This is a genomic window from Ruminococcus flavefaciens ATCC 19208 (genome assembly GCF_000518765.1).
GTDB lineage: Bacteria > Bacillota > Clostridia > Oscillospirales > Ruminococcaceae > Ruminococcus > Ruminococcus flavefaciens.
On sequence record NZ_JAEF01000024.1, the window covers coordinates 1 to 23,454 of the forward strand.

The 23,454-nt window shown below is 33.8% G+C and carries 18 protein-coding genes; 7 read left to right on the forward strand and 11 right to left on the reverse strand.

Annotated features, from left to right (window positions below; translation table 11 throughout):
• The 3 genes from L870_RS16825 to L870_RS0106330 all read right to left on the reverse strand — a co-directional run.
• On the reverse strand, positions 1-3,467 hold a 3,467-nt coding region (locus L870_RS16825), incomplete at its 3' end, for a leucine-rich repeat domain-containing protein (RefSeq protein WP_037271464.1).
• A 123-nt stretch (positions 3,468-3,590) separates the two neighbouring features.
• Positions 3,591-3,944 (reverse strand): IS66 family transposase, encoded by a 354-nt coding sequence (locus L870_RS0106325; RefSeq protein WP_162148433.1) that lies wholly within the window; start codon positions 3,942-3,944, stop codon positions 3,591-3,593.
• Positions 3,945-4,121: 177 nt separating this feature from the next.
• A complete protein-coding gene (locus tag L870_RS0106330; protein ID WP_028517431.1) occupies positions 4,122-4,334 on the reverse strand; it encodes a hypothetical protein in 213 nt (70 codons plus the stop codon).
• 300 nt (positions 4,335-4,634) lie between these two features.
• On the opposite strand from L870_RS0106330, the gene L870_RS0106335 reads away from it, so the two are divergent.
• The 6 genes from L870_RS0106335 to L870_RS18445 all read left to right on the forward strand — a co-directional run bounded on the left by L870_RS0106335 (position 4,635) and on the right by L870_RS18445 (position 9,982).
• The gene (locus L870_RS0106335; RefSeq protein ID WP_028517432.1) at positions 4,635-4,907 is read left to right on the forward strand and encodes a hypothetical protein; all 273 of its coding nucleotides are present in this window, start codon (positions 4,635-4,637) and stop codon (positions 4,905-4,907) included.
• Between the two features lie 203 nt (positions 4,908-5,110).
• Positions 5,111-5,398, forward strand: a complete 288-nt coding sequence (locus L870_RS0106340) for a sporulation initiation factor Spo0A C-terminal domain-containing protein (RefSeq protein WP_028517433.1) — start codon at positions 5,111-5,113, stop codon at positions 5,396-5,398.
• Positions 5,399-5,533: 135 nt separating this feature from the next.
• A complete protein-coding gene (locus tag L870_RS0106345; protein WP_028517434.1) occupies positions 5,534-6,223 on the forward strand; it encodes a recombinase family protein in 690 nt (229 codons plus the stop codon).
• A 213-nt stretch (positions 6,224-6,436) separates the two neighbouring features.
• Positions 6,437-8,053 (forward strand): hypothetical protein, encoded by a 1,617-nt coding sequence (locus L870_RS0106350; protein ID WP_028517435.1) that lies wholly within the window; start codon positions 6,437-6,439, stop codon positions 8,051-8,053.
• 18 nt (positions 8,054-8,071) lie between these two features.
• Positions 8,072-8,845, forward strand: a complete 774-nt coding sequence (locus L870_RS0106355; protein ID WP_028517436.1) for a hypothetical protein — start codon at positions 8,072-8,074, stop codon at positions 8,843-8,845.
• 387 nt (positions 8,846-9,232) lie between these two features.
• Positions 9,233-9,982 (forward strand): coiled-coil domain-containing protein, encoded by a 750-nt coding sequence (locus tag L870_RS18445; RefSeq protein WP_051411441.1) that lies wholly within the window; start codon positions 9,233-9,235, stop codon positions 9,980-9,982.
• Positions 9,983-10,177: 195 nt separating this feature from the next.
• Here the strand turns inward: L870_RS18445 and L870_RS0106365 are convergent, their stop codons facing one another.
• Genes L870_RS0106365 through L870_RS0106400 form a run of 8 tightly spaced genes read right to left on the reverse strand, consistent with a single transcriptional unit; the run spans position 10,178 to position 20,485 of the window.
• Entirely contained in the window at positions 10,178-10,852 is a 675-nt protein-coding gene (locus tag L870_RS0106365; protein ID WP_028517437.1) for a hypothetical protein, read from the reverse strand.
• Between the two features lie 33 nt (positions 10,853-10,885).
• Positions 10,886-11,293: a very short patch repair endonuclease gene (locus tag L870_RS0106370; RefSeq protein ID WP_028517438.1), complete on the reverse strand. Its 408-nt coding sequence runs from the start codon at positions 11,291-11,293 to the stop codon at positions 10,886-10,888.
• Between the two features lie 22 nt (positions 11,294-11,315).
• Positions 11,316-12,917: a DNA cytosine methyltransferase gene (locus tag L870_RS0106375; RefSeq protein ID WP_028517439.1), complete on the reverse strand. Its 1,602-nt coding sequence runs from the start codon at positions 12,915-12,917 to the stop codon at positions 11,316-11,318.
• Between the two features lie 19 nt (positions 12,918-12,936).
• On the reverse strand, positions 12,937-15,057 hold the full coding sequence (locus L870_RS0106380) for an AIPR family protein (RefSeq protein ID WP_028517440.1): 2,121 nt from the start codon (positions 15,055-15,057) through the stop codon (positions 12,937-12,939).
• 21 nt (positions 15,058-15,078) lie between these two features.
• Positions 15,079-16,014 (reverse strand): PD-(D/E)XK motif protein, encoded by a 936-nt coding sequence (locus L870_RS0106385; protein WP_028517441.1) that lies wholly within the window; start codon positions 16,012-16,014, stop codon positions 15,079-15,081.
• Positions 16,001-18,760, reverse strand: coding sequence for a Z1 domain-containing protein (locus L870_RS0106390; protein ID WP_028517442.1), 2,760 nt, complete (start codon positions 18,758-18,760; stop codon positions 16,001-16,003). Before L870_RS0106390 ends, L870_RS0106385 begins: the two co-directional genes overlap by 14 nt.
• A complete protein-coding gene (locus tag L870_RS0106395; protein WP_028517443.1) occupies positions 18,753-20,228 on the reverse strand; it encodes an ATP-binding protein in 1,476 nt (491 codons plus the stop codon). The genes L870_RS0106390 and L870_RS0106395 overlap by 8 nt, the downstream gene beginning before the upstream one ends.
• Positions 20,229-20,248: 20 nt before the next feature.
• Positions 20,249-20,485, reverse strand: coding sequence for a hypothetical protein (locus L870_RS0106400; RefSeq protein WP_028517444.1), 237 nt, complete (start codon positions 20,483-20,485; stop codon positions 20,249-20,251).
• A gap of 405 nt (positions 20,486-20,890) precedes the next feature.
• On the opposite strand from L870_RS0106400, the gene L870_RS0106405 reads away from it, so the two are divergent.
• Positions 20,891-23,446, forward strand: coding sequence for a dynamin family protein (locus L870_RS0106405; RefSeq protein ID WP_028517445.1), 2,556 nt, complete (start codon positions 20,891-20,893; stop codon positions 23,444-23,446).
• Positions 23,447-23,454: the final 8 nt, after the last annotated feature.

A 23,454-nucleotide genomic window follows, 5' to 3' on the forward strand; every position in this document is an offset into this window, starting at 1 on the left:
GAATTACAGCCGCTGAATATATATCCACCTATACCGTCAGCGCCACCGTAGATAACAACAGTTTTTAGTGCAGAACAATTGTTGAAAGTATACTCGCCGATAGTCTTTACAGACTTAGGTATGGTGATGTTAGTTAGTCCCCTGCACTCTGTGAATACATAGCTTCCTATGGATGTAAGTGTAGACGGGAGTTTTAAAGTTTTTAAAGCTGAGCTGCTGCAATTGCTGAATGCGTAATTTCCGATACTTATAACACCCTCAGGAATATTAGCATTTTCAAGAGATCCACAGTCAGCATAGGAGTAAACTCCGAAAGATTTAATTGTACCCGGTACAGTGATATTTTTGACACCCGGCATACGATAGAATGCATAATTCGGGATTCTTGATCCGCCTGTTACTGTGATTGATTTCAGAGACTTAGGAATAAATCTTCTATTGCCCACAGAGTTATGTATAGAGTAATAATCCTTATCGTTCCCGTTGAGGAAGAAGTCAGAGAACTGCTGTGAGCTTCCTTCCTCGTTTGCTTCTGCGAGAGAATGTCCGATGTACGGTACAGTTATATCTTCAATAGCCGAGCAGCCGCTGAATATATGATATCCTATACTTTCAGTACCTTCACTGATAACGATTTTTTTAAGTGAAGTACAATCGCTGAATACATAATCCTTTATCTTGGTTATGGTATCAGGAACGGTCAGCTCTGAAATGCCAGTGCCTGAGAACACATATGAACTGAGTTCACTGATAGTTGCAGGTATAACGATATCCGTGATAGAAGCACAGTTAGCAAATGCATATTCATCTACAGATGTAACAGCCTCAGGCATTACAAGCTGACCTTCGGGATATTTTACTTCTATTATTTTTTCATTTTCATAATCATATTCGTCATATGATACAGTTGAAAACGAAGAGCAGTTTCCGAATGCATTTTTGCCGATGCGCTTTATCGTCTGCGGCAGATTTATGGATTCCATATTGCTGCAGTTTATAAACACATTGTTGCCAATGCTTGTGATCACTCCGCCGCTTTTTTCATCACCTGCGTTTTCAATAACCGCATATTTGATAATAGAAGGATCTCTGAATGGTGATGAGCCGAAATCATACATATCGCCATATCCGCAGACATAGAGATATCCGTCTGGATAGAGCATATATGAAATATGTTCGCCAAGAGAACCTGTTTCGGAGATAATCTCATCCTTTGTAAATGAAGGAGCCGGAAGAGTCTGCGTTACAAACGGCTGCTTTGTTGTTACAAGCTGTGTAACTGCCGTGCCTGTTACTGTATGTGATCTCCCCGGTTTGTAACCACCGTCAGGATTGCCTTCCGGATCAAGTGTAACATCAGCTTCGATGGTCTTTTCTGTATGACAATTATCTATTTTTAAATTTCCGCTTTCGAGGCTGCTTCCGTTATATGTTACAGAGTAGCTATACGTACCGGGCAGGCAATAGAATACAGCATTACCGCTTCCGTCAACAGCCTGTTCTGTACCATCTAACTTAACTACTGCTCCGGGAATACAGCCTTTGTCTTTACTGCTTATAACGCTGAATGTGGTCCTGAATCTGTTATAATAACAGTCTCCCCAACCAAAACCTTTTTCCGACGAGAAATATGCATTAAAGAAAGGAAGATTTATTGAGAGATCAAAAAGATTCCAGCTTTTCTTCTTCTTGCAAATAATGATTTCAAGATTTACCTTTATTTCAAAGTCTGTTTTAGCTTGTATACAGAATTTGCAGGCATGATAATACGATGCGGTTTCATTTTTATTTATAATAACATTATCAGGAGGATCTTTCTCGTTTTTATCATATTGTACCATCATTTCGCCAATGTCCGCTTCGGCTTTGATTTTAAAACCTGCTTTTATGTCGAAGCCGACAGACGCAATATTTTCACTTGCAATTGCCAGGGATAACTTTAACTCAAGTCCAAAGTAGATCTCGCCCGTAAGTTTCATACTTACATCAATATTTTTTTCATCAAATAGTTCTGCTATTGGCTCAACTTCTCCGTCTTCATATTTAAATCCTCTGACATTGTCCCATTTTACTGAAAATGTGAATTTACCTGAAAATTCAAGGAAAATACGCGGAGAAATATCTATTAAAGTGCCCGGAATGGAAGTAGGTATCACGATTTTTGCAATTTCTAATCCTATAGATTGAGCCTTTGACGATGTTAATATATAAGGAACGTATCCGGATAAACCGTAAGTAACTTTAATTTCAGGTGTTACTTTTACGGAAAGTTCAATTTTGGTTTTTCCGAATTTCTTGAAAAAATTGAAGTTAACAGAGAGTGTTACTGAACCTGTGAGCTTATTTTCATCTTTAATCCCCTCTTCCTTTTCAGGTGTTGAGGAATCTTCATCTTTAAGAGCGAGAGGTTCCTCAAGACTGAAGGTATTTTTTACTGAATACTCAAATTTGGTATTATGTTGAGGGGCAACATACTCAAAATCGAATGTGCCGTCGTCGTCTACGATAACGTCACCGTTTTCATCTACATTCGGGAAGGATACACCTTCATCAGCGGCAGAAGTGTCGATCTGAGCCTTGCCCATATTGCCGTCACTTTCTATCTTGATGAAATCAAACATATCCTCGATATCATCATTGCCCGATACTGTTACGGTATCGCCGTCCTTTTCGATCTTTTCAACGCTTACAGCTATGATATTATCTTCATCAGGCTGTATGTAAAGGTATTCACCCTTTTCGAGAGAAGCAACGCTCTCATCAGCATTGTCAAATACGAAAACATTGTTTTCATAGTCGGCAGAAACAAGAGTATTCTGCTCTTCCGAGCTTTCTGCTATGACTGTGTCTTCATTCAGAACGAGGAAGTTTGTTGTTTCATCTTCATCGAGATTAACTACCTGTTCCTGATCGAAGTCGTTGATGTCCGTGGCAAGTATTTCCTGATATTCCTTTGTGTATCTGCTAAGGGTATAAGGTTTGCCGACGGGGCGGTTCAGCGTATCAAAAAGCTGAGCCTTTACAAGATAATACTGCGGAAGCTTTGATGCATCAGCTTTGAGCTCACTGTTGACAAGTTCGCCTTCTGAAACAGTTGTTTCAACACTGAGGACATTTTCCGAAGTCTCATCATTTATGAAAGAGACTACGATCTTTGCTTCCGTCTGCTGGGTAGATGCTATACGTACTGTTCCCGTTTCAATGTCAAATTCCAGAGATGTGATCTGGAACTGAGAGTTGCAGGCATTTTCAGCAAGTGGATTCTGTACTTCTTCTTCGGCAGCCGCGTGTTTGAAAAAGGTTCCAAGCGAATTAGTCGATCTGATATCGTAATCACCTGAGATATTGCTTGCTTCTTTTGTAGCTGCTTTCGCTTCGCGACCTACATAGTTTGATAAATGATTAGGTAGAACAGCTGTCGTACAGATTATTGCACTGAGTGTTCCTGCGATGAGTCGTTTAAACATTATACTGTTTTCCTCCTTTATATTTATTTGGCATAGTATACCTAATAAAATATTATAAGAAAAAATGCATTTCTTGTCAATATAATTTTGGGATTAATTATGTGCTTATTGAACCGTAGGTTGCTATAATGATTGAAAGTAAGCGCCTTTTATTACCCAATTAGCCAGTGATGTTCGGTTCAGATAAATACCTCTCAGCTTCCAATACTGCTCCTGACGATAAAGCGGTTCTCCAAGCTGATATTTTCTCTGCATAATATCTGCAACAAGGCTTGCGTCAGGGAGCCCTTTTTTGATAATACAGACAGGAGTTTTGTTTTCAGCTGTGATGATATTAGCCTTTGTACCGTTTTTATCACAGTTTATGCATTTGTAGACCTTGCGGTAATACTCGATTTTATACACCTTTTCTGGTATTACAGCAAGTCTTGTAGTAATGTATTCCTCTGCATATTCGGTCAGAGATCCTCCGCACACTTCGCACATCTGCTTTTCTTGCGGCAGTTCATATACTATTTTTTTAGTTTCAAGGTCTGCTCTTATCTCTTTTCTGCCACGGTGCTGTCCTGTTTTCTTCGATTTCGGTACAATAGTTTCAACTGTAGGCTCAGGAGCAGCTGTATCAGCTTCTGCTTCGGCTTCATTGAAAACACCCTAAAAAGCAAGCTGACCGTCATTGATAAACTTAGCTTTTTCACTTTTCTGTCCAAACAGCATTTTATTCCGCTTCACAACAAGTTCGGTCAGATGTTCGATACGGAGGTCTTTATCCTCATTGGATTTCTTTAATTCATCAACTTCTTTTTCAAGGGCGGAGCATTTCTGTATTACCAGATCATATGCTTTTTTCAGCTCAGCATAATTCATAACGAAAAGCTCCTTTCCTTAGTATCAGATGATTTATGATAGGGCTGAGTATAAGAAATGACGCAAAGGAGAACTGACTGCGGTTACTATCAACAACAAAAGAAGAAATCATCCCTTTAGATGATTATGTCAATAAAAAATGAATTTCATAAACAGGAAGCTCATCTTTTAAAAGGGGAGCTTTCCTAATAATTATTTCATTGACTTTCACATTATAGTGTGATATAATCGTAAGCGAAAACGCGATAAAAAAATTGAATACTATTAATCAAATATATTTTTCATAGAAAGGAAATGTTTATGGACTATGATATAATAATAGCTGTATTAATAATAATTATTTCAGTATATTTTTTGGTTAAGCGTATAATAAATGATTATAAAAAATCGCAAATTAAGAGAAAAAGGTTTTTTTATTATAAAGAAGAAGGTCATTTGGCGAGAATGTATGAAAACAGAGTAGTTTATGGAGGTTTGACAACCTTAATTGTAGGTTGCATAATATATATTTATTATAGATTAAGCGGAAAACTAGAAAATATTATCCCTTTTATGCTCAGGTATTATTTTTAATGCATATAAAAGAGTAATTGTATATGATGCCGTAGTAATAAATCCATTACACTTGATCTATCACACCATTGAAAAATAAAGTTTTACTGTTGTAGAGAAGCATATAAAACACAACATCAATTTATCCTTCTATGCAAAAAAAGAGCTTGCTATCATGCAGGCTCTTTTTGTTTTGTATCATCTTAATTATGGAGGTATCTTCAATGAACACAATCAAAAAAGCATTAAAAAGAACAGCGTATGAGTTCGATGTCCCCTTATCCGAGGTACAAACTGAAATACAAGATCTAATCGACAAATGCTACAACAGTAACGAGAAGGAAATCAATGACAACTGGCGGCAGATTTGCCCCAACGGTGAAAAGCCAACTCCTGAGCAGTTGATTGCCTATGTAACTGATATGATTAACAACGAACAAAATGATACATTACAAACGTCCAATAGAAGGTTTAATCTCATACACCTTTTACTTGGGCGTTTTTGCATCTGACAAGTGAATTGGTGTACCAAATTAGAGGCTCACCGAAATTGTATTAAAATTCTGTTGACACAGCTCTAAAAAAGAAGTATAATTTAGTAGTAAAATAAACGCTCGTTTAATTTGGTATGATTAGAGGTGTTTTATATGGTTTATGGATATTGTCGCATATCAAAGCCAACACAAAATATTGAACGACAAGAGAGAAATATTTTATCTCACTTTCCAACTGCAACTATTTATAAAGAAGTTTATACTGGTGTGGTTATAAATCGTGCTTCTTGGTTGAAACTCTGCAAAGTGGTAAGAAAGGGAGACACAATTATATTTGATAGCGTTTCCAGAATGAGCCGTAACGCCAAAGAGGGCGTAGAGCAGTACATGGAGTTGCTCGATAAAGGTATTGAGCTTGTTTTCCTGAAAGAGCCTTATGTTAATACCGAAAATTATAAGCAAGCTCTAAGTGGTGGCGTTGAACTTGTTGGTAACGATATAGCCGATGTTTATATTGAAGCAACCAATAAGGTTTTAAAGATACTCGCTGCTAAACAGATAGAGTTGGCTTTTGAGCAATCTGAAAAAGAAGTAATGGACATTCGACAGCGTACAAAAGAAGGTATCGAAACAGCACGTTTGAACGGTAAGCAGATTGGGAATGTTACCGGCAGAAAGATGGTGATAAAAAAAGAAGCTCCTGCAAAAGAACTGATAAAGAAACACTGTAAAACCTTTGGTGGAACACTTAATGATGACGAGTGCATTCAATTGGCTAAGATTAGCAGAAATACTTATTATAAATATAAACGGGAAATCAAAGATTTAATTAAGAATAGTTAAAGAATTACTGTACCAATCCTATTCCTTTCAATTAAGATAGATTTAGGGCTGAGTATAAGAAATGACGCAACGGAGAACTGACTGCGGTTACTATCAACAACAAAAGAAGAAATCATGAAAAAAAAACAGGTTCTATCAGATAGTAAAGAAGTTCGGAATATAAAAGTCAGTTAAAATAATAATCGAAATGCAGTATAAATAGGGAGTGTAAAAATGGAAAAGAAGAGTCGTAAAGAGATGTCAGAAGAAGAGGAAAAGGTAATAAGGGAAAAAATAATCAATAAATCTGCTAAATCCAGATTAATAGGCACAGATAAAAATGGAATCATGGATTTAATCCTTAGTAATACTAAGATTGATTATACCAATGGTGATAATAACAATACTGAAAGTGGTCATCATAAAATATGTTCAGAATTATTTAAAGAAATAGAATCTGATGAGTTTTTCGTTTATATTGATAATTGTGAAACATATATGGGTTACAATAATAATGAAAAACCATATTTTGAGCCATTTATAAATCAAACTGTTAATAAAGACTCAGAGGCTTTATACTATTTACATTGCTCCATTGTTACTTATAAGATGTTGGATTATGATTATACTATTAAGCATTTACGTGAGAAACGTATACTTGAATATATAGGTTACAAGCCTTATTTTATTGAATTTGTAATACCGGTTTATGAAGACGGAAAAACTGAGTGCAATATAGAAATAGGCGAGAATACTAAACAAGAGCTATTAGATTTCAGGAAGCCGCATTGGTTCAAGGCAAGGTATATAAATGAAGCAGAAAAGGAAAATTCAAAAGCACCATATGTAAATGGTAAGCTTGTAGAATGTGCAAGTCCGATTAATTTCAAAGAAGGTTGTTTAGAAATTGTTGATGCAAATCCTAACGAAAAAGATATTGAAAAGGAGATCAATGAAATCTATGCAGCATCATCTTTTGCTTCGTCAAATGAAGTGAACACTGTTTTGGCAAATAGAATTAAGCAAAAATTAGATATTGCAAGAGCATATAATGTTGGACATGGTAATTTTCTGTATTTAAAAAGTAATGATGATAAAACTAATATGATCTACGATATAGGCTATATTACTGAACTTCAAAATATGCAAAAACGACAGGCAAATAAAGCTGCTATTTTAATAAAACCGTCGATAGTTATTATTTCACATTGGGATTGTGATCATTATTACGGAGCATATGCCAATAAAGAATTAATGGAAGTCCCATGGATAGCACCAGATTGTGCTGAAAATGGGTATATTGCAGCTAAACGCCTTATAAGATTTTTAAAATACAGTAATGAAATGTATCTTGTAGAGAGACTTCATTCAACTAAGCCGTCTGTAGCCAATAATCAACCATTTGCAGAATTGATACTTCAGAATAAAAAGACAAATGCAATTTTCAAACTTGAAATTTATCGTGGTTCAGGGAAAGAAACTAATATTACTTCTAAGAACTGTGAGGGGCTCGTGGTAAAAATAACTAATGGAGACATAATAACATTGATGTGCGGAGATGTGCCATATTCATGCCTTCCTGATACCCTTACAAACAAAAAGTGTTACAATTATCTTATAGTTCCACATCATTGCCGTGAAATGAGCGTAACAAAATTAAAGTCTATTTATTCAGTTGAGAATGCTATCATCTGCGAAGGGGATAAAGTTGCTAATAATCATTATGATACCCTTTCAAATGATTTGAAAAGTGATATCCATTTTACATATGAAGCAAAACTATCTATAGATTTTAGACTTGATGAAAGCAAACCTATTGTAATAGTTAACTGTGGTGGAGATCATATATAATAGTAAAAGAGGTTTTTTATGTCATTAATTGTTTTTGTATTGTCTGTAGTTATTTCACTTTTTTGTATTATGCTTTTTGCTGCTATTGCTGCACCATTTCGATACAATAGTAAAAAAGCAAGGAAAGACGCTAAAAAAAATAAGATCTGCCCAAACAGAAAATGGCTGATTTTTCATTTCTCGTGTATTTGTATTTTTATAGTTTATTATTTGCCAATTTTGTTTTACTGTTTATACAGCCGTACTGACGAAGCCTGGCTTAAGATAATATTATTGCTTTTCAATATTGTTTCTATTTATTTAGCAATGATAATAATGGATTCTCGACTTTTTAAGCCTAAAGAAAAATCATTAGATAATAATATTAAAAATTACATATATTTATTAACGCTTATAGCTGCGTCTATCATACTTGTCATATTTGCTCTTTTAAATATTGATACTTTAAAAAAGAACTCAAGTGATGCTGATGATTTTTTGGAATATATGCTCGCTCCTTTAGCAGCTTTAATCGGAAATATTGTACCTTTAAAAAGTATGTACTCTATGAATGGCGTTAAGGCAGAAGTAAATACTAACAAAAAAAGCGAATACTTCATAGAAAATAAAAAAGATAAACATAATATCTGGCTAATTACGGGAGTCATTAATTGTATAATAGCTTTATTTTTCTTCCTTGGTTTTTATTTTGAGAAAATCAGTGCTGTTTTAGATAATATCCATATTGTTTCAATTGTTTTAGGGATTGCTGTTTCCTCTATATTAGTTAGAATGTTTAGATTAATGGAATAATTAGAGTCTTACAATGATAAGGAATACAAATGAAAAAAGTGCGGATATGAATGCCCAAAATGGCATAATGGTGAGCAAACCGCAGTTTCTACTATGAAAATGCTCAATATAAAGCGTAATCGTTTCTATTAGATAGTAAATAAGCTCAGTATATATAGGTTTTACATATTGGATTAATACGTTTATTACAAACGCTTTGTAATTATGCTATATTCAAAGCATATAACATCGGTTATCTCTGGTTGTTGCATTTGCCGAAAATTATTACTAAAATATAAATTGTTGCAGATTGATTTGAAGAATATGTGTAAATGTGATAAAATAATAATATAAACAATAGTTTCTGTGTTGATCTATAAACTATTACTTTTTAAAGGAGGTAACGTTATGAAAAAAAGGATATCTATTCTATTATTAGTATCTCTAATTTGCTGTACAACTTTTAATAGTTGTGGTTCTACTATTACGAAAGAAGAATATCAAGCGGTTGTCTCTGAAAAAGATCAAATTGAATCCCAAAATGCCAAAACAAAAAAAGATTATGATAAACTACAAGATGAATTTGATAAACTAAATAATGATCAAGAAAAGCTAAAGCAGGAATACGAATCATTAAAAAAAGATTATGAAGACTATCGTGAGAAAATGAAACCTTTTGAAGAACTCGACGCAGCTGAAGCCGAAGCAAGAAAGATTGAAGCAGATGCAAAGAAAAAGCAAGCTGAAGAAGAAGAAAAAGCTCGAAAGCAAGCTGAAGAAGAAGAAAAAGCTCGAAAAGCTGAAGAAGAACGCCGTATAGCAGAAGAAAAAGCAAGAATCGGATATGAAACTGGAATAACTTATGAACAGCTCGCAAGAAATCCTGAAGATTACAAAGGTGAAAAAGTTAAATTTTATGGTAAGGTTATTCAGGTCATAGAAGGAACAGACGAAATTCAAATTCGTTTGGCAATTGATAGTAACTATGATACTGTTGCTTACTGTGGATACAATCCCTCTATTGTTAGTTCAAGAGTATTAAATGACGATTTAATAACAATATATGGTATTTCTGTTGGTACAATATCTTATGAGTCAACGTTAGGCGGAAAAATTACAATTCCAGGAATAGCTGTTGAAAAAATAGAATTTTCATAATTGATTGACTCTGATTATCAAAGCTCTCCTTTCGGGAGAGCTTTTTTATTCTCTCACATTACGTTGTGAGTTTGACAATATTAATACACAGCGATCCTCAAAAACAAAGAATATTTGCACCTATAACAAAGAGCTTTGCTATTTGCAAAGCTCTTTTTAAAATAAATACAACTCACAACCTTGTAGTTAATACACTCAGCTTCTTCGCTTATTATTAACCATGTTTTCACCATCATATTCTTCAATCTGCTGAATAATACGATCAAGAAATTCTTTGAGTTTAGGATTGTTTTCAGCTCCTGGCGCAAACCATACATTAGATTGACCAAATCCAAAAGACATTCCTTTTCTTTTTCGCGGAACTCTCCATTTTTGATTTCTTCTTGCATTTACGGGCAAAAGTACACAATCTCTACTTTTCGCAAGAGCATTATAAGATTGGGTATAAATAACTTCATCATTATCATCATAGAACTCACATTTTTCATATTCGCGGTAAACTATAGCATGTTGATACCAACCTACTACATAAGTTTCATATGTACTTGAAAAAGGATACTTAGCACAGTAAACAACAATAACATCATCTACGGCTATTTCTTTTTTCTTATGTTCGCATCCGTAAATCTTTTCAATATTCAGTTTATTAACAGTAACTCCATTGGTAGATTTTGTTTCAACAAAGCCAAGGCAGTATTCATCAACCTCTGAACTACCATCTAATAATAATTCAACCGGAGTAAAATTATACTTTTCGTGAGCATCGCCAGTAAGTTCAACATATTCCCCACCGCCACGTGGCTGATCAGTACCATCCTCATTTCCGTCATATCTTTCCATCCATGCTATATTACAAAAAAGTATCCTCATAAAGTTATCCCCCTAGATATAAAATTATTCTGGTTAAGAATCACCTTTGATTTCTTCTATCAGTTTAATAAGCCTTTTTTCATTAATCTCACATTCCCACAAAACTATTACATTCCAGCCTTTTTCTTTCATTAACTCGTGATTCTTTTGGTCTCGTTTCTTATTATTTATAAGTTTATTAGACCAATAATCAGTGTTAGATTTAGGCCATACAAAATTTTCACAATCATGCAAATGCCAAAAGCATCCATTAATATAAATAGCTATTCTGTATTTGGGCATAATTATATCCGGTTTTCCAGGATAACGTTTATCATTTTTCCTGAACCTAAGACCGTTTCGGTGAAGAAAGCTTCTGACAAAAATCTCAGGTTTCGTATCTTTACTTCGAATATGAGACATATTCATACTTCGAACTTCTTTGCTATGATTGTCAGCCATTATTACTCCTGTTTTTAATAAATTATTTTTTCTTCAATAGTTTTGCTAATTTCTTTGCAATTGCATATGCCATTATTGGAGGGACAGCATTACCAACCTGTTGATATTGTTTGTCTTTCGTACCGCTAAAAACAAAGCTGTCTGGAAATGTTTGAAGGCGTGCAGCCTCTCTTACACTGACTGCTCTATTTTTAGTAGGATGTATCCACATTGATTTTCTGACATTTACAACTGTTCCACTAGGTTCATCATATTGCAAGCGCATATAAATAGTAGTTTGTGTTCTTTTAGGATCAGTGTAAGTATTCGATTTCATATCGTCAGATAGAGAATGGAAATTTTGACCTTGTGCTAATGCTTCAAATCGTTTCATTGCTGTCTCAGTTGTATCAGTAATAATATGATTCATAATCAAGTCAGTATCATGAAGTTCTTTTGCAAGATCTGATAAATTTTGAGTACCTAAAGTAGTTATACCAGTATCATCAATTATTGATTTGAAAGGCTCAATGTTTTCTAAATCCTCTATGGCATCTCTTACAGTTCTATATTCATCCTCATCATATTTAGGCTTTGGTAATACGGCTTTATTTGAAATATTCTTTTTTATTCCCATTATAACGAATCGCATACGACGCTGAGGAGCACCATAATCCGCTGCACATAAAACATTGCTTTTTATGACATATCCATTTTCTTCAGATTCCAAGACTGATTTTATATAATCGAATACCGCAAAAGAACGTATAACAGCATATAATCCATTTTCAATTTTGTATTCATCCACAAGCAGATTATTATCAAAGATTTCAAGTGCTTTGCTTAACATTCTTTGAATCATTATTGCCGGTTCAATAGCTTCCTTAATTGTATCTATTAGTAATTTATTATTATAGTAGTTAAGCATCGCACTAAATGCATTACATGATACTTTTTTTGTATAATCATTTATACCTGAATTTTCTTCGATATATGCTTTGGATACTTTTATTATCTTTTTTTCGTGATTAGATAATACTTTTCTCAATTTATCAATATTCTTTGTAGCTTTATAAATAATGTTTAATTCTGAATATAATTCATTCGGCCAAATTCGTTCAACTACAGCAAATCTATCCTCAATAATATCAATTGCACCTTTGAATATATACTTATCATCGAGCAACTTTAGAGGTGTTGTTTTAACCTTAATATTATATTTCTTAATAAGATTTTCATCATTCTTTTCCAAGTAAAACCTATGTACATCCGATTTCAACATACTTACATTTTCCATAACAAAAGCTTTGGGTTGAAGTTCTGATATTGCTCGAACATACTGTTTTACAAGCATATTATTTTGGCTAATAGCTGTATTTTTTTGCCTATTGGCATTAGAGAAACCTTGACATGGAGGTCCGCCTATAACTACATCTATATTACCATATTTTTTCTTAATTTCGTTGTAATCTGCAGCACACACGTCACCTCTAACATCCACTTTCGGATGATTACGACGATATGTTTCTTGCATATTTGGGTTATTTTCAAATGCCACCTTAATCTCGTATTTTCCAGTTTTTACAAAACCAAGACTAAGCCCACCTGCACCTGCAAATAAATCAACTACTTTATATTTACTCATTTTGTTTATCACCTAGAATTTACTTTAATTTTGGAGGGAATCCTTCTCCTATAGCCTTTTCGCGTAAAGCCAATAAATTTTTACATTGCCAATCATCCGGGAAATATCCCATTGACATTTTAATTGCTATTTTTAGCGCTTTGGCTTCTGTTATTGTTGCCAAGTTATGTTTTTGAATCCAAAGACTCAACTGTTTCCAATATTCTTCGCCCAATTCAAGCACTTGTTTTTGTGAATCAATTGTATTTTCAATTTTACGAAGTTCTCTGGCTTCTCGTTTGGTATTATTTTCCTCTTCATATCCTTGAAGAATTGAGTTTAAACCATGAACAGGAGTTATTGTCATAGATTTAATCTTTTCCCAGCAAGCAGCTTGTTTACACCATTGCGTAACATTTTCTACAGGTCTATCGTCCGATGTAATTGAATAATAAACCTTCTCAGCTATAATCATCATTTGCGTTATTAATACATCCGGACATTTTTGTTTTTGCCAGATTTTTTGTAAATCAATGGTTTTATCTGGGAACCATTTACGGATTAAATGATGTAATAGTGCAGTGGAATATGCAACTATATTGGCTTTATAACCGCCCTCATACCATTCCTGTTTAGGTATCAATTTATCGGTAGTTCGGTAAATAATAACTAAAGATATAGCGTTCATAAAATAATTATCATTAAAATCATCTTTTTTTGTTTCCCACTGTGCTTCGGTTCTTTTGGCAAACTCTGAGAAGTTTGATTCAGCTCCTTTGCTTACAATATGTGGATACTCATCCCATGCACTTAGAACTTTTGCTAAATCAGTTTTTGTAACAACTTGATCTTTAGGATTTTGCGTTGCAAATTTTCTTTCTTCAGACTTTGTCATATTCATCGTTGCTTGTATGTACTGACCTCTTGCACGTTCATAGAACCAGTGTGTTTCATGCTGTGCGCCGTCTTTAGCAGGAGCAAATTTGCGCCTTGAAATCTGTTCCAACCTAATATGATATTCATGGGTGGAAAAGAAATCTGCTGCTTTTATTTGATTTTGGCTATTTGCACTTTTTGAAATTACTGGTACCATAGTTGCGGCCAATTCAGGTTTAACTTGTGTCAGTTTCATTAAAACATACACTTTAGATAAGTCAGCTCCACTGCCTCTTCTGACAGATGAAAGAGTTGCTGTTGTTTGACCTCCATTTACTATCTGAAGATCTTTTGCAAAAATTAATTTTCCGTTTTTTACTACAGTATCAATTGCAGTAGCTGCCAAACCGTTATTGTACACAAAAAATCTCTCAGGTTCATTTAGGACGGTATTTCTTATATCTTTATTTACACCTCGTTTTCCTAAAAATGAACGAACATTTCCTTCAAGCATTCTGCTTCCGTATTCATCGTATAAATCAGCAATAACATTTCCCGGAACAGTGCACAAATAACTTATGCATTCATCGTTGCTGTCACCTGAGTTTGCAAGAAGGCACGGAACACCGCCTTCAATGTAATCATTAAAATCGATTTCTATTTCCTCGTGACTATTTCCGTTGCCAAATATTCTAAAAAAACGCGGCATATCCCATATTCGGTACTCAACATCGATATCGAGTATAGGTTCAGCATCTAGCACTCCTGTTCTTTTGCTCTTTTTTCTTTTTGATGATGTATTATCAGTTATATTTGCTCTTTCACTAAGAGACATATCTGTTAAGAGTATAATCACAAATTTTGAAATATACTTTGCTTGATCAGCAATGTAAGATGCAAGATCATAAGCGGCTGTACTGATTTCTATTCTGGATGCAAGCTCATGTTCAATAGCATTGGAGGCAAAAGCCCTGCATCTATCCAATGCAGTTTTGGCTTCGCTTCCTATTAAGGTTTCACTTTCACTGCTTCCAGAAAATGTTGCAACAAGTAAATAGAATGATCCATCATGTTCATCAAAAGCATAACCATTAACATTCAATGCTGCATTTCTATATCCATTGCCCTGATAGTAGCAAGGAGTATATTCAGGAAGAACGTCTCCTTCGAAGAGTTTTAGCGCACATATTTTAACAAAACTGGCAACCGTTCCATTAGCTTCACTTTCTTCTGTTGCAAGAGCATCTTCAAGAAAATCTTTTCTGTATTCCTCAAAACTTTGCATATTATACCCCCTTTTTATTTATTAATCTGCTTCCCAGTCGTAAATTGCAGGAATGCTGAGTTCGTAACTGCCTTGAATTATTGCATTTTGAAGTTGACTGCGTCTCAACCGAGGAAAAGAATCATTGACAGAGTATTTCTCTAATTTGCAAAACTTATAATACTCTTCAGAAACTTCATCGTCTCTTTTATAGCCGCAAAATGATAATCTGTTTTCCCAAATTGTTATAGTACGTTGATCAGAACCGATAATTTGTTCAATCTCTTCTACAAGTTTGTTCAGTGTGAAAGAATCTTCAGATTCTGCTGCTCTTTCAACTCTACAAATAATGATAAAACCATCGTCAGAAATATCAAGTTGATCGAGAGATGTTATATTAATTGTACTCTTGCTTAGAGATATTGTTTTGACCTCATACCATAAGTCTGAGAACGTAAAATCTCTATCCGAGTATAATGGTCCCATCCATCCTTCAACTGATTTAGATATGCCATATTTAGGAATACAAATATCTTTAAGAACTAATAATTCGCCTATAAGTCCTTTGACCTGATTCTGACTCATTCCTTCACTACGGTCTTTTTCAAATAGCCTTTGCCATTTTTTGAATCTGTTAATTACTTTTTTTACTCCCGTTGTTTCATCAGAAGAATTATATGAGCAATCAACTAGATCCCAACATAATGAAATAAACATTTCTTTCAAAGTTGAATCTGTCAAAGAAAAGCAAATTGCATATTTATGATCAGCTCTTTCGTTAGCTCTAACTTTTATTTGTTTGCTTGATAATGGCATTTTAGGCAGATAACTTGATATAAGCATGATTTGCATATTTTCATCTTCATCATATGACACGAAAAAGCTTAATGGATGAGCCGGATCAATTCTGCGACCAACGTTATTCTGTCCTTGAGGGTTAATAGAATTCCATAGGGAAAGAAGTTCAATCTTCGTCATCAAGCTGATCCTCCTCTATTTCATCATCCATGTATTCTCTTTGCTCAACAAGATTAAGATAATAAACCGCATATATTGGCTCTGAACCAGCAGATCTTGGGAATCCCATGCCATAACCTACTATCAAATCATTATTCATATCAAAATCATCAATAGCATTTTCTGAGTCAGGTAATAAGTAATGTATTATTATAATTGGGTTTCTTCCCTTAATGAGATATGCTCTGTCAGGGAAGCTCATTTTGCTGAGTTTATCTTCAGCTGCATTTCCGTATTTTTTCTCGTATTCACTTCTTTTATATTCGCGGAAATCGTTTTCTGCTTCAGCTTTTTGTTTATCCGTAAGTCCATACTTGGTTAATCCCATAGTACCAATTCTTAGCTTGCTACCATATACGCTATATGGTACAGGCTTTCTTGAAAAAGGTCTTTTAGTCGGACGAATTGGTATGCCGCAGATTCTATGGGAAATTTCAGAGGATTTACTTGAATATACAAGGACATCCCAAGTCTCAAATTCATTATTATTCTTTATATATTTGATTAGTGTGTCGGAATTGGCTTCCATATTCATAGGGTGATTGTTATACTTGCTTAAATAATCACAAATTATATCACTCGGGACATTTGTCCAAAACAGAGGTTGCTTACCGCTTCCGACAGGATTGCCACATTGCGTTATAATATCTTTCAAGAAACTGTCAGTTCTATTTCGATTGCCTCTAATTATATCTATATTTGGGCGGAAACGAGGAGTTTCAAAGAAAGATCCATCCAGAGTTATCCAGCGTTCAACTCGTTCGGAGTGTTTCATTTTGTTTTTGGCAGTTATAATAAGAGTTGTTGGATGTGCACGTACCTTTAATCCAAATTCCTTTGGAGTTGCTCCGAGACGATTCATTCTGGAAATCTCTTCACGTAGTTCGTTAGCTGCCTGTGTGATATGAGCATACCAGCCTATGGCATCGTCCGGCATCCAAATTCTGAACAAATCCTCATAGCCGCTTCTATAACCAAACCATCTGCCCATCTGCATTAATGTATCATACATTTGAGTGTTTCTATGGAAATAGCTTACCATCAAACCTTCAAGAGTAAGTCCTCTTGATAGGCTTAAACCACCAACGGCAATAACTCTAAGGCCAGTATCATTATACATAGCATAATCCAGCATTTTTGTACTGCTTTTTTGGTTGATTGTTCTAACTTCAATAGGTGAAACAGCATTATAAAGGTATTCTTTTTGAATTATTTCCCACGGAATAGCATATTTTTCAAAAAATGGATAATTTGTTTTATACCAGTCTTCTCTTAAAGCATTAAGAAATGGATTTTTGCAAGCTTCTTCTTCGTCAAGCATACAATAGTGCTTAATATCCTGAATGCTCTCGAATAGCCATTCATTTATTTTTTGACTTATCTTGTTTTGAACTAAGACAAATCGACTTACATTTACTAACATCGATCTATGTGCGGTTTTATCGCCATTAATATCACGTGCTACATTTGCTAATATAAAGTACCTTAATGCCGAATATAAACTATCGGGCAATGAATTAATTGGTATATCTTGTTTATGCTTATATGGGAAATAATCACCTGCATCGTCAAGTGTTGCTAATGATTTCGAATAAGAAGCATCATCACCAAAAAGCTCGTTACTGCCAATATAGTTTGTTGGAGCATCGAGTGAATATATATAGTCTGATGGAAATAAGTCATCATTTTCCATTTCTTCTGTTTTTTCAGGAAGAATGAAAATATTGGCAAAAGGAGTAGCTGTAACAGCTATATAAGAGCTTGAATTAAAAAGACTTAATAATTTCCGTATATGACGATTAATAGTAGTAGGGTTATTATCTTCTTTTGTGTTTATAGAAGCATTATCTGCTTCATCATCAATAAGAAGCAGTGGGTAATTAATCTTTCCATTGCCTTTTTTGTTATCCTCAAGCCAACCTATTAAGTTTTCCAGCGTCCTTGCGTTTTTCTTTAATACAAAAACAACAGGTTCTTTTGTCATATTATCAAGATTGACATTCATGCTATTTAGAGTTGCTTTTTTGAAATCACTTGCCTCAGTAGTGAATCCGGTAGCAAATCTGTTAGCATCCTTTAATCCAACACCTTTACGAAGTGTTTGACTGTTGCGTTGCAAGTAAGCCTTACTGCTTCGACCAATAAATCCTTCATCGACACGTTCTTGTGTTTGTCGTCTTAAGCTTTCAACTGTTCCAGTAAGAAGAATTATTACTCTATAACCGACATCAGCAGCTTTGTTCATAATAGCAATATAGTTAGCCGTTTTACCTGACTGAACATCACCTATAAGTAAACCTCGCCTGTGAAGTATTCCGCCTGATTGAGGATTTCCCGCAAGATCTACAATTTTATCTGATACATTATCTATTGTTGCAATAATATTTGAAGGACGTTGCATATCTTCTTCCAGATATAAAACATATCTATTCCAATAATACCAATAATCACTGCTTTCTTTAGCTTTCAAAGCATTAAGCCATGGTGTGTATGGTGTTTCAATTGAAATACCTACATCCATTTCAACATCTAACGCTGACTGCAACTTTTTTATTACAAAATCAATTTCATTTTCTGTAATATCTGGGAGCATAGGCTTTACCATATCACTTGCTTGCTGAAGTTCATCTTCTTTAGGCACTCTATTGGGAGCAATGTTTTTTAAACAAGCTCGAACAAGATCTTCAAAAAGTTTTAAATTAGCCATCGTTATTCAACTCCTCTGTAAGATATTCAACTATTTTTTTATAATTGCAAAACGGATCGGTTTGAATCATTATTTGTATTTGCTCACTGCGCATTGGGTTGTCTTTAATATTATTAAGTATGATTTTTGCGAATTCCCAAGCCTCTGCTTCGGCATCTTTTTCTTTTCTGACATTAACTTGTTCTTCATTATTCAAATCAACATATAACTGATTTAAAGGAAGATTACCCTCAACAAGTTTGAGGTAATTTTCAAGCAATGACTTCTGTGCTGAATCTAAGGATTCACATAAAGTGTTTAGAAAAATGTGATCGCGATTAAGATTATAAACCACACCTTCTCTTATATGTGTCTTATTCCAAAGATGATTGCCTTTATCGCTTATTTCACGTTTTCCGCGAAAAGTCCATGCACGCTTGCTACCTTCTGAAATTCGTTCTACAATTCGTTCCAAATTCTTTTTAATTACATCAGGCGGAATTGCAGAGGATTTTCTTATATCTAGTGTCCATAAATGATCGAGTGCATTAGGAATGTCCACTCGTATTCTTGCTAATTTGGACAATTCATCTTTCCTGTGGAATCTAAACCAGGTTCCCCACACTAATAAACGCTTATTTCTGTATATGTAAAATCCTTGATTCTTTGTTAGTCCTTCACTACCGCCAAGTTCATCCTTTTCTTGACGTGTCAACTTGCTGATATGCGGAAGCATATAACAAGATACATTAACAATATGCTTTTCAATAATAAATTTTTCATCTGCCTGAAAATTTGTACTTTTACCGATAAGAAACGGATCCTTAGGTGTTAACGGTAGCTTATTGATATTTATACTTATTTTTTTAATTCCCGTTTCTCCAGATAAATACCTATGAAAGACCAATGAAAGGTGATTTCGTACATAGTCCATTTGCTTATTCATGATTTTATCTGTAGCAGTAGCACCTTCGAGCATCCTGTCTAAGTTTTCCCATATTACTAATGTTCCATGTTCAAGCTCTTTTAATTGAATATTGTATTGAGGGATTTTATCTATATCAGCTTTATCTAGCTTAATCAATGACCAAGAACCAGTACGATAAACTTCGTCCAAGTCCCACCTTCGCCCTTCAAGAACAGCACCTTGTTTAGAAATTACGGTAAGGCAACGACATTGTGAAAGAGAAGCTGTTTTTAAGCCCAAGCCAAATCTTCCTAAATCATTTTCAGCTCGATCTTTTAAAGAACTCTGGCTGCCATATCGCATAGCATTATTAATTTGCGTTTCGTCCATTCCTACACCATTATCTAAAATTGAAACATATGGAACAGCATCATATGGGGAGAAGAAAATATTGATCTCATTAGCTGATGCAGCAACACTATTATCGACAATATCAGCAATTGCAGCTTCTAAATTATATCCTATTGCTCTTGTGGATTCCATAAGAACTGGTGCAAAAGGCGGCATATCAATTATTTTCATACTTTTACCCTCATTAAAATTTATAAATCAAGCTCTTTACCAATAAGTTCAATTAGATATTTGGCAGTATCTTTGTCTAATTGCAATGATTGGCTAATTTTACCTGGATTTTCACGATCAGATCTACCATAAGTGTCAATCTGAATATATTTTTCGCCATACATTTCAAAAGTCGTATAAGTAGTATATACCTTTTCATGTACAGAATTTCTCTGTTTTTCTATTTTCTCAATGTTATTTATATCTAATTGAGCCATGATCTTATCCCTCCTGTAATATTATAAAATTGTTTTAACCAGAAAAATGGTGAATTTCTTCTGATTGTACATTATCTCAAAATATATTATAACACAAATGCGCTTTTATGTCAACGATGTCGAAATTATAGTTAATGTTATTATCTTTAAAATTTAAATAATTAAAACCAGGAAAGTATACGATTATATTTGTTTATATGTAACTGCTATTAAGAACGATGATTGGTTTAAATTCTCTTTTTTTTATTGTGCCTTTGTGATAAATAAATCTTTTCTGCTTTGTATATTTTAACATTATTTATTAAGAAAATGTTATGTTTCAACATATGCAATTGACTATACGCAGCTTAATTTGTATAATTATTATATAAGAATTCCTTTTAAGGATTTATAAGGAGGGTAACTATGTCCAACATTATTAAATTCAAAATTGTAAGTAATCCATATAAAGAGGATATAAAATTTGGCACTATAGATGAAAACTCTAATCAAATGATAGAAGTATCAAAAGATGAAAACAGTGATTTGAATAGCGATGAAATAAGAAAAGGTTTCTTTCCTTATAATGTAAAGAAAATAATTAACGAAATAATAGCTATGAAATCTAAACAAGGAAATGTTATTCAGATAGAATTTGAAGGAACTGATGATGAATTTTCTGAGTTAGAAGAGCTATGCCAAGAAAAAGAATACCAGAACAGAATCGAGCTTTTGCCTCAAACAAGATACCTAAATAATGCAAAAGATATACTTCCAAAGATTGCCGAAATTTTTCAGGAGATGCAGCCTCTAATTGCTGACAGCATTAATTCTAATCCAGAAATAGCTTTGATGAGAAAAAAATTCGATGAAGCTGTTGATAATAAAAAAATCCCCATATGTGTTATTGGTAATTACAGTTCGGGTAAGTCAACATTTATAAATGCGCTTATTGGCAAGGAGATATTACCAAGTGGAGATGATCCAATAACTGATTGTGTGTATCAGCTTAATCGTTCACACAGTTCAGAATCAGGTTATGTTGAATTTGATTATTTTAATTTACCATTAAAAATATCAATAGAAAAACATAACAGCAGAGGAAAAGGATGTGTTATTTCTGGTCCGGGCAAACGTGATGATGAATTTATGTGTGAAATACAAGATGAGATGGATAAACTTACAGCGAGTTCTATCCATGTAAGAATTCATTTTTTACTTGTTTTAATTGAAAAACACAAAAAGAAATTAAAAAGGAATAATATTGAGAAAGATATTAGTTCATTAATAAAAATCAATCTTCCTTTCAGTAAAGAAGGCGTTCTTTCTCAATCACAGTATAATTATGTAATATTTGATACTCCTGGAGAAGGTTCTGCAACGAATATTGATCACTCTAAAATTCTTGAACAGCAAATGCAACTTTTATCTAATGGCCTTATAATGTTTATTACTGATAATAAATCACTTGATAAAGTTGAAGGAAGGGATTTGTGTGAGAAAATAATATCAATGAATTGTTTTGACAAAAGATTTACCATGGTTATTGCTAATCGTGCAGATAGTGCACGATTACCTAAAGATGGCTATTTTGAACCTGAAGAAATAGAGGATAAGCTTAGTCAAACTGTATGTAGGACATTACAATCAAATCGAATTTTTTATGTTTCATCTATTGTTGGATTAGGTTCAAAACAGGAAGATGACTTTATCGATGAAGATTATCAAGATGTGTATGACAAAGAAATCGAGTCATATCTTAATCCAAATTCAAAACATCCTAAAGCTTTATATAAATCAAATATTATTCCAGTGCAAATAAAGAATAAATGTGTTAAGTGGTCGGAGGAAGAACCCAATAAAGCATTTGCTAATAGCGGACTATTTTGGATTGAACAGGAAATTAGATTATTTGCTGAAGTACATTCACCCTATAATAAGTGCACTTTGTCAAAGAAATTCCTTGATGAAATAATCTCTGAAACGACAAATCGCATTGTTAAAAATGTTAAGCAGTGTGAAGTAACAAAAAAAGAGTTGAATGAAAAACTCATAAATGACAAAAACGAATTTATTATTTCACTTGATAAAAAAGTAAAGGAAGTTGGAGATGAAATTGCTGCTAATTATCCAACCAAAGAGATGAAAGACATTACAGTAAAAGCATATAATTCTATAACGCGCGAATACTTAGATGAAAGACAAACAGCAATTGAAAAGGAAATCGGTGAAAAGCATAACTATAATGAACTAAAAAGCGCACCTGTTTTGACTCAAAAAGATGCCGCTGACGCCCCCCCTGAAAATTCTAAATCGTTTACTGCGTATAAGCAGAAAAAAGAGTATAAAAAGAATCTTCATGATCTTGAAAAACAAATTGAAAAAGAAGTATCCGAATCTCTTCTCAAAGAAATAAAAGAACAATTTACCCAAGACATTCACGGTAACCAAACTAAACTAGAGATGGCTTCACAAAATTATTGGTTACAAGCTTCAGAATCATTTAAAAATACAATGATAGATTATGTAACTAAGTCAGAGGGCATAAGTGATGAGAAAAAAATAGAACTTGAAAAGATAATTGCGGATTATAAGACTTTAACATTCGAAAAAAATGCGGATATGGTTTTTGTTTTTTCAGAATTGACAAAGCATTGGCTCAAAATAGGTAGTTTTGTTATTGGAGCTTCCAACTCTCTAAATCTTAATAAATTAAAGACAAGATATAACTCTTCAATGCGTGATAATACCAGTGAAATGCTAAATAAGCTTAAAACGAGCCATGAAGGCAGTTTTAAGACATGGAAAAGCAACTTAATCAATGATCTTAAAGACAACATCATAAAATTAAACCCTGATCTAAGAGATCTTAATAATAGTATTATTCAGCAAGAAGAAAACATTGCAAAATCAGAGAATACCAAAAATCGTTTAAATGACTATAAGGTACAGATTGAAAATTTAATGAACTGGATTCAATAATCATGGAG